Here is a 13,454-nt window from a genome sequence, read left to right as displayed (position 1 = left end):
TGCAAATTTACAACCTTATTACTCAATTTGATGAATCAGAAACCTGTTATTGCCTATCCCAGTCAGTTTGCGTTGCTTTTGGGATTTTTAGGAGTGGGATTATTGTTAAGTGGATTATTGATGAGTTGGCTCAGTTCTGTTATACTTAATGTGCCATTTTTACAAGTTCCAGATGCCTTAATGAAGCCTGAAAACGTTCAATTTGCTCGCTTTGCCAATGCTTTAACCACTTTTATTGCTTTTTTTATCCCCGCTTGGGCGGTTGCAAAAATTGCGCATAAAAATGCATTTCAAACCCTTGGATTTAATAGTCATATTAACATCAAGCAAGTAATTGCGGTTGGAGTTATTTCTTTTGGAGCACTTTTTTTAAGTGGATCCTTATCTGCTATTAACGAAATCATTCCTATGCCAGCTACTTTTTTAGCAAAAGCTAGGAAATTAGAAAATGAGTACCAGCAAACCATGATTACTTTGGCTACTATGAAAAATATGGGCGATTTACTTCTTGGCTTATTGGTAATAGCAATAGCTCCTGCCATTTTTGAAGAAGTATTGTTTAGAGCAGGTTTGCAAAGAGTATTAGTAGGGCTCACTAAAAATGTTGCAGTAGGAATCATCATATCTTCTATTTTATTTAGTGCAATACATGCTTCTTATTTTGGTTTCTTACCAAGGGTTGCATTGGGTGTGGTTTTGGGCCTTATATATTATTTAACCGGCAATTTATGGTTGGCTATTTTGATGCATTTTTTAAATAATGCGGTTGTTGTTATTCAAATTTACGTATACACACAAATGGGTAAACCCATTAAGGAAGCCATGGATGAATCTATGCCCATATGGTACGGAGTCTTTGGTTTAATGATTGTTATACCTGCACTATTATTTTTAAGAAAGACGCTACCTTTAGCCAATGAATCAGTGGACTAAAGTTTTTGCAACCAAAAGTATTGCTGAAGCGAGTATTTTAGAGGGTATGCTTTTAGAAAATCAAATACCTGTTCAGCAATTGAATAAACAAGACAGCAGTTATGTCATCTTTGGGGAAGTTGAAATATATGTTCCTTTCCATTTAAAGGAAACCGCTATTCAGTTGATACAACAGACTTTCAGTCAGTAACAACACTATCATTATCTTCGTTTTTATGGCACTAAATCTTCAAACATTCAAAACCAGGGCAATAACAGCAGTGGTATTTGTACTAGTGATGCTGGTTGGTCTGTTTTATAATCAGTGGAGCTTTTTGGTTTTGTTTACGATTATCATGGTTGGCTGTTTAGTAGAATTCCATCAATTAATGGGGAAAATAAACGCTACTTACGCTGGAGCTCCCATCATATATAAATCACAAAATATTTTAGGCAGTTTTTGGGTGATGCTCATTATTGCAGGAAAGGGTACGCTTTATCAATCTTTGCCGCTTTGGTATTGGGGGTCATTTATTATTTATATACTCATCATTGTTTTGTTGGTCACCATTTTCTTCTATAGACCTAAGTTGGGATATCCAGTTAATTTATATTCAGCATTAGGCGTATTGTACATTACCATTCCTTGTGCCATGATGGTAGATTTATACGATCACAGTGTTCAGTTTTTTAAAGGGCCAGATTGGATTTTGCCCATGGTGATTATAGCCTCCATTTGGATTAATGACACCATGGCTTACTTAGTAGGTTCCTTAATTGGGAAAACTCCTTTAAGTCCTATCAGCCCTAAAAAGACCAAAGAAGGCACTTATGGGGGTATGATTTTAGCCATAATAGTGGTAAGCTTAGGAGGTTATTTTTTCTGGGGGCTGCCTTATCAAACTTTAATAGCCATATCTCTAACGGCTGCCATTGCAGGTACTTTGGGCGATTTATTGGAAAGTAAAATCAAGCGAACTGCAGGGGTAAAAGACAGCGGAAGCTTTATGCCAGGTCATGGGGGATTTTTAGACCGGTTTGACTCATTATTGATTGCTATACCAGCGGTTTGGATTGTTTTATTTCTTTTTTTCTAAGAGTATCTTATTCCAACCATACATTTGCACTTTAATTATAAATATATATGACTATACATAAGGAAGGATATAAAACCATTGCAATTACAGCCTTACTTTTTGGGGTAATTAACCTGATATCGTTTAGCTTTTTAAGTGCATCATTTCCAACTGTGGCAATGATCATTTTTGTACTTACATTGGCCTTATTTCTTTTTATCATTTCCTTTTTCAGAATTCCAAATCGGGTTCACACTTTAGATGACAATAAAATTATTTGTCCTGCAGATGGTAAAGTGGTGGTAATAGAGGAAATAACAGATGTGGAATATTTCAAAGATAAGCGCATTCAAGTGAGCATTTTCATGAGCCCAGCCAACGTGCACGTGAATAGGTACCCAATGAATGGGGAGGTAACGTATAACCAATACCATAAAGGAAAATATTTAGTAGCCTGGCACCCAAAGTCTTCAACTGAAAATGAGCGATGGAGTGTAGCAGTCAAGAATCAATATGGAGAAATCTTATTCAAACAAATTGCAGGGGCTTTGGCTAAAAGGATTTGTAATTATTCTGCTGTTGGCCAAAAAGCAATCCAGTGCAATGAATACGGGTTCATTAAGTTTGGAAGCAGGGTAGATGTGTTGCTGCCAGTGGGTACTAAAGTGAATGTTGAGCTGAACCAAGTGGTAAAGGGCGGAGTGACTGTTCTTGCTAGTTGGTAATCAGCCGATTAGGAGTTTAACAAAAAATCTGCAGAAAAATTGAACAAAATCGGTAATTTCACTATCAAATTAAAAACAAATCATATGAAAAAAGCGTTCTTATTTGCAACAGCTGCATTCTTAATGAGTGGTGTAGCATTCGCACACGGTGATGGAAAAAAATGCGCAAAAGGTAAAGAGTGTGCAAAAGAAGGGAAAGAAATGAAGTGTGATATGAAAGGTAAAGAAATGAAAGATTGCTGCAAGAAAGACGCAGCTAAGAAAACAACAACTACTAAAAAAGCATAATCAATCCCCCCAATTGTTACGTACCCGTCCCGATTTTATCGGTACGGGTTTTTTATTGGCTTAAAAAATTTGGGCTAATTCTTTCAAATGAAAAATAGTATAGGTAGGTTGAATATGCGGTGCCGCATTAATATGATTTACAAATACAGTATCTAACCCTGCATTAATTCCGCCTTGAATATCTGCATCTAAATTATCACCAATCATTATACTGTTCTTTGTATTTGCTCCAGTTTTATTGAGAGCATATTCAAAAATTTCTTTATTGGGTTTTAAGCTATTACTTACTTCCGACGTAATCATCTCTGTAAAGTAAATATCAATATTGCTCTTGGCTAGTTTATGTTGTTGCACTTTTTCGAAACCGTTGGTAATTAAATGGAGAATATATCCTTTGTCTTGAAGGTATCTTAATATTTCGTGCGTATACGGAAAGAGTTTATTTTTATTGGGAAGAATGTCTAAGAATTCAACTCCCATTGATCGCGATAATTTTTCGTCGGCAAATTTAAAATCGAGCATAGCCAAATACATTCTTTTCCATCTTAGTTCATCTTGTTTAATTTGACCTTTTGCATACCTTTCCCAAAGCAGATGGTTGTGGTAGCTATAACGCTCAAAAAAATCATCAAAATGCGCTATACCTTTTTGGTCTAATTGATTGGTATCATATAAGTCTTTCAATGCTTCTTTAGAATTGGTATCAAAGTCCCAAAGTGTGTGATCTAAATCAAAAAATAAGTGCCTGTATTGCATTGTGTAAAGTTAGTAACTTTAGTAGATGAATATAATAGTAACTGGCGCATCTAAAGGGATTGGAAAAGCCATTGCCGAAAAATTTGCTGTAGAAGGCAATACCCTATTGCTTTGTAGCAGAGGCCAAAAAAGCTTGTATGATACCGTAAATGAATTACAAACCGCTTACCCCAATAGTATTATAAAAGGAATGTCTTGTGATATGGCCAATAAAGAAGATATATTGTCTTTTTCGGAATGGTGTTTAAAGTTCGGATCACCGGATATCTTAATAAACAATGCCGGGCAGTTTATTCCTGGGAGTATTCACAATGAAGCAGAAGGTATTTTAGAACAAATGATTCAAACCAATTTGTATAGTGCGTATCATTTAACTAGAGCGTTCTTGCCTACAATGATTCAAAACTGCGCAGGCCATATTTTCAATATCTGTTCCATAGCTTCTTTAAATGCATACGCAAATGGAGGAAGTTATAGCATCAGTAAATTTGCTTTGCTTGGCTTTAGTAAAAATCTTCGCGAAGAATTAAAACCCAAAGGAATCAAAGTAACTTCAGTAATGCCTGGTGCAACACTAAGTGCAAGCTGGGATGGTTTTGATATTGACCCCAAGAGAATTATGGAAGTGAATGATGTTGCTGAAATGATTGTTGCTGCATCTAAACTATCTCCAATGGCTGTGGTTGAAGATATTGTTATGCGACCTCAGTTGGGAGATTTGTAAAATTCATTTTACAATGTACCTGAAAGTAATACCTGCCAGGCTTCTTGTACTTTTTCTTGATTCAATAGCTCGGCTGCATATATATGCAGTTCCTGTTCCATTTCATTGGGGTTGATGGCATAGTATTGAATAATATTTTTTAAGCGATCATCATGAAATGCAGGGTCAATAGATGGTAGTTCGTTTACATTGCCTAACTGACCCAAATGATTGCCCGTTAAAATGGAGCTGTTTTTAATACTGCTTGGAATAGCATCAATCCCTATCCCTAATGCGGTATTGGGTTTAGCTACTTTAAATAAATTATGGGAATTTACTTTGCAATACCAATCTCCGCCTAGTCTTGCTACTAATTCTAATTTGGTTTGGTCTATAATGGTGCCAGCTTCATTCAAAATAGCATCGTCTATATGCATGCAAAGCACTTCTGCTATTACCAATTGACCAGCTCCTCCTTGGTCGCCTAAACTTTTTACTTCATTTATTTTACACTCTAATTTTATTTTAGCTTCTTTTACCATGGGCGGTTTAACCATGGTTGCCGCTTCTTTGGTAAAGCCTGCTTTAATAAATTCATCTACCCCTTTTGGGTATTCGCAACTTGATAAACTCATTTGCTGCACCATAGCATAATCTACTATGTTGATTACACATTCTGGTACTGCCAACACATTGTCTAATGTATGTTTGGTAGTGTTGTCTCTACCTTTTCTGGCGGGTGAAAAAACAACAATAGGCGGGTTAGAAGAAAATAGGTTAAAAAAACTAAATGGGCTCAAATTAATATTACCTGCTTCATCTATAGTACTCGCAAAACAAATGGGCCTTGGCGCAATTGCGTGTTGTAACCATGCTTGTTTTTGCATAATAGGCAACTCTGATAAAACTATTTTCATACAACAGGGTTATATTTTCTTTTTAGCTAAAATAGAAAAGTCATCTTCGTCTTTTACAATAGTATTACTCAATTTACCCAATCCAGTAATTTCCATTTCAACCATATCCCCAGCTTGCAGCCATTGTTCTTGGTAATTAGGGTCATTCAATTTGCCCGTGCCATTCAATTCAAGAAAGCAGCCCGTACCAACCGTTCCACTTCCAATTACATCTCCTGCTTGAATGTTTACGCCATAAGAACAACGCTCTATTATTTCCGCAAATGTCCAATCCATATCTCCTACATTGCCATCGCTTACTTGAACTCCATTTACCCAACATTTCATATTAAGGTTCCAGCTTTTACCCACATGACCTTCTTTTGCAGGAATTTCGAATTCTTGCAATTCATCAGGTGTAACCAAACAAGGTCCAATCACAGTAGAAAAATCTTTTCCTTTTGCTGGTCCTAGGTTCAATAACATTTCCTCCATTTGCAATCTTCTTGCACTCATATCGTTCATGATCATTAACCCACCAATATATTGATCTGCATCTTCTGCTCTGATATTTCTACCATTCTTACATATTACAATAGCAGCTTCTAATTCGAAATCTAGTTTTTCAAAATGATCGGGCATACAAACGATCTCTCCTGGTCCTTGAACACTGTGATGATTGGTAAAATAGAAAATTGGGTATTGATCAAATTCTGGAATCATGTCTACTTTTCTATTTCTTCTTGCAGCGGCTACGTGTTGTCTAAAAGCATATCCATCTCTGCATGAAGTAGGAAAAGGAACCGGAGCAAGTAGCATGGTTTCCGCTATAGAAATGCCTCTGTCTTTGCTGAGTCTACCCGATTTAATAGCAGCTTCTGTTTGCTGTGCAATAGGAAACATATCATCCCAATATTGCAAAAACATATTCATGCTATTGGGGAGCTCAGGATGCATCAAGTCGCAATCAAATAATAAATCATCAACTAAAAATGCCAATTGATCGTGACCGTTAGATAAGTAAGAGACAAGCTTCATTATGGAATATTTTGGTTGCAAAAATAGGTTAAAAACCCTGTAGCAGGCTGTATCTTTAAGCTATAATTACCAAAATGAAAAGATTGTTATTGATTGTTTGCGTGATGGTATTTCTTGTATCTAATTTAATGGCATTAGATAGTAGTTGGATTAGAATTAACCAACTGGGGTACTTGCCTAAAGGCAGCAAAGTAGCGGTTTTTGGAAGTAAATCCACCAATACAATTTCAAGCTTTCAACTAATTAATGCTAGAACAAACAAAATAGTTTTTCAAGCAGTTGCAGGAAAAAACTTTGGCAGCTATGGTCCATTCAAAACTACTTATCGCTTGAACTTTAGTGCCGTTGTTCAGCCGGGCAGGTATTATTTAAAGGCAGGTAAAGCTGTTTCTCCTGTTTTTAGGATTGATCCATCTGTTTATGATGGTACAGCAGACTTTTGCCTTCAGTACATGCGCCAACAAAGAAGCGGCTTTAATCCATTCTTAAACGATAGTTGCCATACGCATGTTGGTTATACATTGTACGGATCAGCTGCAGGTATTAAAGACAGCACAAGTATTGATGCTACTGGTGGGTGGCACGATGCCAGTGATTATTTACAATACAGCAGTACCACTGCCAATGCAACTTTTCATTTACTTGCGGCTTATAATCATTTCCCTCATGTTTTTGATGACCAGTATGAGTGGAATGGACTAAAAGGGAAAAACAATCGTTCTGATATTTTAGATGAAGCCAAATGGGGATTGGACTGGTTGGTTAAAATGCATCCTCGAAAAGATTGGATGTTTAATCAATTGGCAGATGATCGCGATCATATGAGTATGCGGATACCCAAAGAGGATAACTACTATGGCAGGGGATATGAGAGGCCTGTTTATTTCATCAATGGACTACCACAACAAAGAGGCAAATTCTTAAACAATACTACTGGCACTAGTTCAACAGCTGCTAAATTTAGTGCTGCATTTACATTAGCTGCAGAAGTTTTTAAAACAACCCCTTTTGCAAAGTTGTATGAAGAAAAAGCTTTTAGTGCTTATCAATTCTCTTTAATTAAACCAGGTGTTACACAAACGGCATCGGTAAGATCACCTTATATATATGCAGAAGAAAATTGGGTAGACGATATGGAACTGTCTACTGCAATGTTGGCCAAAGCAAATATGCTACCAATTAGTAGGGCATATGAATATGCAAAACAAGAGCCACTTACACCTTGGTTAGGTAAAGATACAGCCAGCCATTACCAGTGGTATCCTTTTATTAACCTAGGACATTATGAATTGGCTAAACAACTGAAAGGAGCACAACGAGATACCATTTTAGGTTTTTATAAAAATGGTATTGAGGTAGTTTGGCAAAAAGCAAAACAAAATGCTTTTTATAGAGGGGTGCCCTTTATTTGGTGCAGCAATAATTTAACCACTTCATTTGCCATTCAATGTAAATGGTACAAGGAATTAACGGGCGATAATACCTATGATCAATTAGAGCAAGCTAATTTAGATTGGCTTTTTGGCTGCAATCCTTGGGGAACTAGTATGGTTTATGGACTACCTACTTTGGGTGATACTCCTGTAGATCCTCATTCAGGATTTACACATTTAAAAAATTATCCTATAAATGGTGGTTTGGTAGACGGACCGGTGTATACCCATATTTATAAAAACTTAATTGGAATTCAACTAAATGAACCTGATGAGTATGCTGCATTCCAAAGTGATTTAGCCGTATATCATGATGACTATGGCGATTATAGTACCAATGAACCCACTATGGATGGAACAGCTAGTTTAATTTATTTGTTGGCTGCACAGCAACACAGTGCTAAAGGAAAATCAACTATAAATAATAAAGCAAATACCTCTCCAGTTTCAATACCAATAAAACAAATGGGAGCGGTCATAAAATCTGTACATCCTTCACAACCATCTGTATCATTGGTTTTTACTGGAGACGAATATGGCGATGGATTGCAAACCATACAGAAAATATTGGCGAAAGAACAAGTAAAAGCGGGGTTCTTTTTTACGGGGAGATTTTATGCCAACAAGACTTTTTCGAATGCTATTAAATTGCTCGAAAACGAGCAACATTATTTAGGTGCACATAGCAATAATCATTTATTATATAACGATTGGACTAACCGAAATAAATTATTAGTGACTTACGATTCCTTTATTACCGATTTAGACAAGAATTTTGAAGCAATGGAGAACTTGGGAATCAATACGCAAAAAAGAAAATTATTTATTCCTCCATTTGAATGGTGGAATGATAGTGTGGCTAGTTGGTGCAATTGGAAGGGATTAGACTTGTTTAGTTTTACTCCTGGAACTTATACCAATGCAGATTATACTTGGCCAGAGATGGGTAGCAGTTATAAAAGCAATTCCGCACTAATGAATCAATTGAAATCATTAGCAAATATTCCTGGAAAGCTGAACGGTAATATTTTATTGCTACACGTGGGAACCGACCCGCGACGAAAAGAAAAATTATATAATGAACTACCTGCAATTATTCGGTTATTGCGAACCAAAGGATACACTATTAAACGAATTGATGAACTAATTAATTAACTACCATTTTTCTTCATCGGATGCAGATGGATCTTGCCTGTATTTTTCTCGAGAAGCTTTTTTTTCTTCCAATCTTTCTAAAATGGCATCTGCAATAACGGGTGCAGCAAAATTGGTATTGTCTTTATTGAGTAATGTTTTAATTTTTGCTTCGCTTACATCAATGCGATAGAGTATAAATACCAGTTTTTCAAAATCGTTGATGATTAACCAATTGATTGCATCAATTAGTTCAGTTTTATTGAGTTGTTCTATTTGGGCAATATCTAAAATGGGTACAGCCATTCTTAAAATTAATATTTCTCTATCACACCCAAACCAAATAGTGCAAAATCATATTTGGCTGGGTCTTTCGGGTCTAACTTCTTTAAATAATTCGTAAGCTCTTCTGCTGCTAACCAATCGGTTTGTTTTCGATCTAATAAGTTGAATCTTTTGGCAACCCTAGCAACGTGAACATCAATGGGACATATCAATTGGTTAGGGTGTATATTTTTCCATATTCCAAAATCTACTCCATTATTATCTTTTCTAACCATCCACCGCAAAAACATATTGAGTCTTTTGCAACTTGACCCTTTCTCAGGTGAAGAAATATGCTTTTTGGTTCTTAAAGGAGCGTATTCTAAAGAAAAAAAGTATTGATGAAAATAACTAAGTGCTTCTTTTACGCTTTTAGGCGGTTTGTTATTAGGCATAAAGGCATTTTCTAAGGAGTTGTATTGCAGATAATGTTGTTTAAAAAACTCAATACAGTACAAAAGATCGGTTGCGTTAAAAGTTCTATGTTTAAAGCCTTCTAGTTTTTTTAATTCAGGTACACTTGCATTCAAACAAAATGAATATGGTTGCATTTGCATCAATTGCATTAACTCTTTAGACTTATTGATGATGGTTGTTCTATTTCCCCAAGCAAAAATTGCCGAAAAAAATCCGGCAATTTCAATGTCTTGTTTTTTAGTAAATAAATGCGGAATACAAACTGGATCCGACGCAATAAAAGTAGGTTGGTTATATTCTTTTACTTTCTTATTAAAAAAATCTTGCAGTTTTTCCGTTGATTCCATTTATTCTTTTAAGAGATTGGTCATTATTTCTATACCTAATTTATCTGCAATATCATTTTTATTGAAAGCGTTAATGACTACTACTATACTATTTTGAGTAGTTGGGTTAAATGCAGCAAAAGTAGAAAAACCGTAAGTGCCTCCATTATGCCAATACATTAAAGTAGTTCCATCTTTTTCAATAGTATGCCAAGCTTTCGAAATAGCCACTTGCTTGTTTACTTGGGTTGTTTTTTGTAGCACAAATTTAACCACTCGTAAAGATTGATGCGATGCAATGTAGTCTAGATAACGAAGTAAATCAACGGCATCCGATTTTATTCCGCCAGCACCCACCAGCACACTCATGTCCCAATAAGCGGCCGTTTCATTACCAAAATAGCCAGTTGCTTTGGGCATTCTTTTGGCAGACTGAATACCAGTATGTTTTAATTGAAAAGGCTTGTTTATGTATTCGGATAATAATTGTTCATAGGGTTTGTTGCTTATGTTTTCTGCAATTACTCCTGCTAAGCCAACACCTAAATTGGAATAAGATACCCTACCAAAAGTTTTAGGTTCTGTTATACTTAAATAGTAATACAATTGTTCTTTATCATAATTAGCATAAGGTTGTAAACGATCTTGGGGTATCCCAATATTTTCAGGAAGCCTTGGTAATCCAGATGTATGATTTAATAAATGCAATAATTGAATATTACCTATTGCCTTATTTTTCTTTAGACTATCCGGTAAGAATTGAGTGATTAAACTAGTATCTGCAATACTGTTTTTTTCTAATACTGATTCTAAGATAAATGCAGTATAGGTTTTACTGATACTCCCTATTTCAAACTGTGTTTCTGCCGTAAAAGGAATATTCAATTTTTTATCTGCTACTCCTACTGTATAAAATTGATGTTTCCCTTTTATTGAGCTTGCTACCATTATACCAGGGACTGTATTTAGCTTAAATACACTATCCAGTTTTAATTGGATAGTGTTTCCAATATTCACTTGTGCAATACTATTGCTATAAACAAATAACAATGTAACTAACAGTCTCCTGGATTTTTTTATCATTATGCCAATGCTTTTTCTAAATCAGCAATTAAATCATCTGCGTCTTCAACACCAATACTTAATCTGATTAAGGTATCACTTAAGCCATTGGCAATACGTTTTTCTCTCGGTATAGAAGCATGTGTCATAGATGCTGGATGGTTAATCAAACTTTCAACTCCACCTAAGCTCTCTGCTAAAGAGAATAATTTGGTAGACGATAATACTTTTTTAGCAGCATCCATGCTATCGTCTTTTAATTCAAAAGAAAGCATTCCCCCAAAATCGCGCATTTGTTTTCTAGCAATGGCATAATTGGGATGGTCTTCAAATCCACACCAGTATACTTTACCCACTTTAGGATGTTTCCTTAACCAATGGGCTATTACTCTTCCATTTTCGCAATGTCTTTGCATGCGCAAATGCAATGTTTTAATTCCTCTTAAAACTAAGAAGCAATCCATTGGACCTGGAACAGCACCACAACTTTTTTGAATAAAATAAAGCTGCTCTCTAAGTTCTGCGTTATTCATCATTAAGGCACCTTGAATTACGTCGCTGTGTCCACCTAAATATTTAGTAGCCGAGTGCATTACAATATCGGCACCTAAGTCTAATGGATTTTGTAAGTAAGGAGATGCAAAAGTATTGTCTACACATAGGAGCACGTTGTTTGCTTTAGCTATTTCGGCAACTGCTTCAATATCTGTAATATTCATCAATGGATTGGTAGGCGTTTCAATCCAAATTAGTTTGGTCTTAGTAGAAACTGCAGCTTTAATATTGGCTACATTGGTAGTGTCTACGTAAGTAAAAATGATTCCAAATTTTTCAAACACTTTTGAAAATAGTCGGTACGTTCCACCGTACATATCGTTGGCAGCAATTACCTCATCGCCCGGGCTTAATAATTTAATGACCGCATCAGTTGCAGCAACACCACTGCCAAAAGCTAATCCATATTGCCCATTTTCAATTTGCGCATACGCTTCTTCTAAGGCTTTTCTGGTAGGATTTTGGCTTCTAGCATATTCAAACCCCTTGTTAACACCAGGCGCTTCCTGAACATAGGTAGAGGTTTGATAAATAGGAGTCATAATAGCCCCGGTAGAAGGATCTGGTTCTGCTCCTGCATGTATGTATTTGGTTGCGGTCTTCATACTATTTTTATTTTTTAGTAGTTACAAGTGTCATAGGTAATTCTGCACGTTGGTTATCCCAGAGCATTACCAAATTTGCTTTTCCAGCGTTTTCATTAAAGTAGATGGTAAAAGTTTCAACAATTTCATCGGTTGTTTCGGGTTTAACATCTGCCCTTACTACATCTTTTCTAGTATCATAAGTAAAACTTCCCCAACAAAAATTATCCTTGCTTACAATAATGGTCCATCTGTTTTCGGAGGGAACACAAAATAAGGTATACCTACCTTTTGGGATTATTTTATTGGCAATTTTAACTGGGCTAAAAATTTCTAATTCAGTTGCTTCATTAGCACCTAGGCGCCACAGTTCATTGTATTTTATAATGCCTCCAAAAATGGTTCTACCATTCTTAACTGGTCTTCCATAAATAATCCTGGCTATTGGTTGATCTTTGGCTTTCCCACTCATTTTTAATAATGGGTAATTGTCGGGCCAATAACTCATGTCCATGGGAGATTTGTCTAATTCAGTTGGCTTTTGTTGACCAAGAGCAACCATGCTGATGCATGCAAATGCTAAAAAAAATCCGATTTTTTTCATTTGAATCATTTTTACAAATATACCTAGCTATTGTTCTACCAATTGTTGAAATTGACCAATGGCAAATATTTTAACATCCGGTATAAAATCGGCGGATAACTGACGTATTTGGGCATAATTGGCTAAGAATAGTTCAAAAGCTTGCTCGGCATTGGTTAAATAAGCTGCTCTTCTTTGTAAACCTTTAAAACTGTTCTCCATGCCCCAATCAAATCGATAGTTATACAACCAGTTTTGTTGTTGCATATAAGGGAAAACCCTTGCAAAATAGGGCGGAAACCATTCCTGCTGCGAACCTAGTTGAAGATAGGTTGTCTCAGTAAAATGCATCCATTCTTCCGCAGTTTTCTCATTGGGGTCTAATGCTAAAAAATGGTCATAAACAATATCTGCAAATGCGCCAGCATATAGACGCACTAAAGGAGAAAAAATTTGTTTGATGGCTTTTGTTGTAGCATGATTATCGGTGTACTCATCTATAGCCCTATGCAATTTGATTCCTTTTTGAATAGATAGAGGGTAATCAAATTGTTTCTTACCCTTCACATAATCACTAATCATATTCCCTGTTAAAATTGCAGAATCACCAAAGGAAAAATAGGCGTGGGCTAAATAGTTCAT

16 protein-coding genes are annotated in these 13,454 nt (G+C 35.9%); 7 read left to right on the top strand and 9 right to left on the bottom strand.

Going from position 1 to position 13,454, the window contains the following annotated elements; all coding sequences use genetic code 11:
* The first annotated feature begins 30 nt into the window (after positions 1 to 30).
* The 5 genes from Q8S25_RS11320 to Q8S25_RS11300 all read left to right on the top strand — a co-directional run bounded on the left by Q8S25_RS11320 (position 31) and on the right by Q8S25_RS11300 (position 3,001).
* Positions 31 to 933, top strand: a complete 903-nt coding sequence (locus tag Q8S25_RS11320; protein ID WP_305537797.1) for a CPBP family intramembrane glutamic endopeptidase — start codon at positions 31 to 33, stop codon at positions 931 to 933.
* The gene (locus Q8S25_RS11315; RefSeq protein ID WP_305537795.1) at positions 917 to 1,123 is read left to right on the top strand and encodes a putative signal transducing protein; all 207 of its coding nucleotides are present in this window, start codon (positions 917 to 919) and stop codon (positions 1,121 to 1,123) included. Before Q8S25_RS11320 ends, Q8S25_RS11315 begins: the two co-directional genes overlap by 17 nt.
* Before the next feature lie 25 nt (positions 1,124 to 1,148).
* Complete coding sequence (locus Q8S25_RS11310; RefSeq protein WP_305537793.1) at positions 1,149 to 2,009, top strand: phosphatidate cytidylyltransferase; 861 nt, start codon at positions 1,149 to 1,151, stop codon at positions 2,007 to 2,009.
* Between the two features lie 47 nt (positions 2,010 to 2,056).
* On the top strand, positions 2,057 to 2,713 hold the full coding sequence (locus tag Q8S25_RS11305; RefSeq protein WP_305537791.1) for a phosphatidylserine decarboxylase family protein: 657 nt from the start codon (positions 2,057 to 2,059) through the stop codon (positions 2,711 to 2,713).
* 84 nt (positions 2,714 to 2,797) lie between these two features.
* The gene (locus Q8S25_RS11300; protein ID WP_305537789.1) at positions 2,798 to 3,001 is read left to right on the top strand and encodes a hypothetical protein; all 204 of its coding nucleotides are present in this window, start codon (positions 2,798 to 2,800) and stop codon (positions 2,999 to 3,001) included.
* A gap of 60 nt (positions 3,002 to 3,061) precedes the next feature.
* Here the strand turns inward: Q8S25_RS11300 and Q8S25_RS11295 are convergent, their stop codons facing one another.
* Positions 3,062 to 3,757 carry a YjjG family noncanonical pyrimidine nucleotidase gene (locus tag Q8S25_RS11295; protein ID WP_305537787.1) on the bottom strand — a complete coding sequence of 232 codons (696 nt, stop codon included), beginning with the start codon at positions 3,755 to 3,757 and terminating at the stop codon, positions 3,062 to 3,064.
* A gap of 25 nt (positions 3,758 to 3,782) precedes the next feature.
* Here Q8S25_RS11295 and Q8S25_RS11290 point away from each other — a divergent pair, with 25 nt between their 5' ends.
* Positions 3,783 to 4,481, top strand: coding sequence for an SDR family oxidoreductase (locus Q8S25_RS11290; RefSeq protein WP_305537785.1), 699 nt, complete (start codon positions 3,783 to 3,785; stop codon positions 4,479 to 4,481).
* 8 nt (positions 4,482 to 4,489) lie between these two features.
* Here Q8S25_RS11290 and Q8S25_RS11285 read toward each other — a convergent pair whose 3' ends face one another.
* A complete protein-coding gene (locus tag Q8S25_RS11285) occupies positions 4,490 to 5,377 on the bottom strand; it encodes a flavin reductase family protein (RefSeq protein WP_305537783.1) in 888 nt (295 codons plus the stop codon).
* A gap of 9 nt (positions 5,378 to 5,386) precedes the next feature.
* Positions 5,387 to 6,394 carry a fumarylacetoacetate hydrolase family protein gene (locus Q8S25_RS11280; protein ID WP_305537782.1) on the bottom strand — a complete coding sequence of 336 codons (1,008 nt, stop codon included), beginning with the start codon at positions 6,392 to 6,394 and terminating at the stop codon, positions 5,387 to 5,389.
* 74 nt (positions 6,395 to 6,468) lie between these two features.
* Here Q8S25_RS11280 and Q8S25_RS11275 point away from each other — a divergent pair, with 74 nt between their 5' ends.
* The gene (locus tag Q8S25_RS11275) at positions 6,469 to 8,982 is read left to right on the top strand and encodes a glycoside hydrolase family 9 protein (RefSeq protein WP_305537781.1); all 2,514 of its coding nucleotides are present in this window, start codon (positions 6,469 to 6,471) and stop codon (positions 8,980 to 8,982) included.
* Here the strand turns inward: Q8S25_RS11275 and Q8S25_RS11270 are convergent, their stop codons facing one another.
* From Q8S25_RS11270 to Q8S25_RS11245, 6 genes are read right to left on the bottom strand one after another with little or no spacing between them, the layout of a single operon-like run.
* The gene (locus Q8S25_RS11270; protein WP_305537780.1) at positions 8,983 to 9,267 is read right to left on the bottom strand and encodes a hypothetical protein; all 285 of its coding nucleotides are present in this window, start codon (positions 9,265 to 9,267) and stop codon (positions 8,983 to 8,985) included.
* A gap of 8 nt (positions 9,268 to 9,275) precedes the next feature.
* The gene (locus Q8S25_RS11265) at positions 9,276 to 10,049 is read right to left on the bottom strand and encodes a TIGR02757 family protein (RefSeq protein WP_305537779.1); all 774 of its coding nucleotides are present in this window, start codon (positions 10,047 to 10,049) and stop codon (positions 9,276 to 9,278) included.
* Entirely contained in the window at positions 10,050 to 11,111 is a 1,062-nt protein-coding gene (locus Q8S25_RS11260; RefSeq protein ID WP_305537778.1) for a serine hydrolase, read from the bottom strand.
* Positions 11,111 to 12,250 (bottom strand): cystathionine gamma-synthase, encoded by a 1,140-nt coding sequence (locus Q8S25_RS11255; protein ID WP_305537777.1) that lies wholly within the window; start codon positions 12,248 to 12,250, stop codon positions 11,111 to 11,113. Before Q8S25_RS11255 ends, Q8S25_RS11260 begins: the two co-directional genes overlap by 1 nt.
* 7 nt (positions 12,251 to 12,257) lie before the next feature.
* Positions 12,258 to 12,833, bottom strand: coding sequence for a DUF2911 domain-containing protein (locus Q8S25_RS11250; RefSeq protein WP_305537776.1), 576 nt, complete (start codon positions 12,831 to 12,833; stop codon positions 12,258 to 12,260).
* A 27-nt stretch (positions 12,834 to 12,860) separates the two neighbouring features.
* A complete protein-coding gene (locus Q8S25_RS11245) occupies positions 12,861 to 13,454 on the bottom strand; it encodes an ACP phosphodiesterase (RefSeq protein ID WP_305537775.1) in 594 nt (197 codons plus the stop codon).

This window comes from Sediminibacterium sp. (assembly GCF_030695065.1).
Taxonomy (GTDB): Bacteria; Bacteroidota; Bacteroidia; order Chitinophagales; family Chitinophagaceae; genus Sediminibacterium.
Note: the sequence above shows the minus strand (reverse complement) of the source record. Positions and strands in the feature narration are given on the sequence as shown.

Bases quoted from the DNA above. Each gene is read 5' to 3' on its own strand.
- Q8S25_RS11320 (WP_305537797.1), top strand. From the start codon at position 31: ATGAATCAGAAACCTGTTATTGCCTATCCCAGTCAGTTTGCGTTGCTT.
- Q8S25_RS11315 (WP_305537795.1), top strand. From the start codon at position 917: ATGAATCAGTGGACTAAAGTTTTTGCAACCAAAAGTATTGCTGAAGCG.
- Q8S25_RS11310 (WP_305537793.1), top strand. From the start codon at position 1,149: ATGGCACTAAATCTTCAAACATTCAAAACCAGGGCAATAACAGCAGTG.
- Q8S25_RS11305 (WP_305537791.1), top strand. From the start codon at position 2,057: ATGACTATACATAAGGAAGGATATAAAACCATTGCAATTACAGCCTTA.
- Q8S25_RS11300 (WP_305537789.1), top strand. From the start codon at position 2,798: ATGAAAAAAGCGTTCTTATTTGCAACAGCTGCATTCTTAATGAGTGGT.
- Q8S25_RS11295 (WP_305537787.1), bottom strand. From the start codon at position 3,757: ATGCAATACAGGCACTTATTTTTTGATTTAGATCACACACTTTGGGAC.
- Q8S25_RS11290 (WP_305537785.1), top strand. From the start codon at position 3,783: ATGAATATAATAGTAACTGGCGCATCTAAAGGGATTGGAAAAGCCATT.
- Q8S25_RS11285 (WP_305537783.1), bottom strand. From the start codon at position 5,377: ATGAAAATAGTTTTATCAGAGTTGCCTATTATGCAAAAACAAGCATGG.
- Q8S25_RS11280 (WP_305537782.1), bottom strand. From the start codon at position 6,394: ATGAAGCTTGTCTCTTACTTATCTAACGGTCACGATCAATTGGCATTT.
- Q8S25_RS11275 (WP_305537781.1), top strand. From the start codon at position 6,469: ATGAAAAGATTGTTATTGATTGTTTGCGTGATGGTATTTCTTGTATCT.
- Q8S25_RS11270 (WP_305537780.1), bottom strand. From the start codon at position 9,267: ATGGCTGTACCCATTTTAGATATTGCCCAAATAGAACAACTCAATAAA.
- Q8S25_RS11265 (WP_305537779.1), bottom strand. From the start codon at position 10,049: ATGGAATCAACGGAAAAACTGCAAGATTTTTTTAATAAGAAAGTAAAA.
- Q8S25_RS11260 (WP_305537778.1), bottom strand. From the start codon at position 11,111: ATGATAAAAAAATCCAGGAGACTGTTAGTTACATTGTTATTTGTTTAT.
- Q8S25_RS11255 (WP_305537777.1), bottom strand. From the start codon at position 12,250: ATGAAGACCGCAACCAAATACATACATGCAGGAGCAGAACCAGATCCT.
- Q8S25_RS11250 (WP_305537776.1), bottom strand. From the start codon at position 12,833: ATGAAAAAAATCGGATTTTTTTTAGCATTTGCATGCATCAGCATGGTT.
- Q8S25_RS11245 (WP_305537775.1), bottom strand. From the start codon at position 13,454: ATGAACTATTTAGCCCACGCCTATTTTTCCTTTGGTGATTCTGCAATT.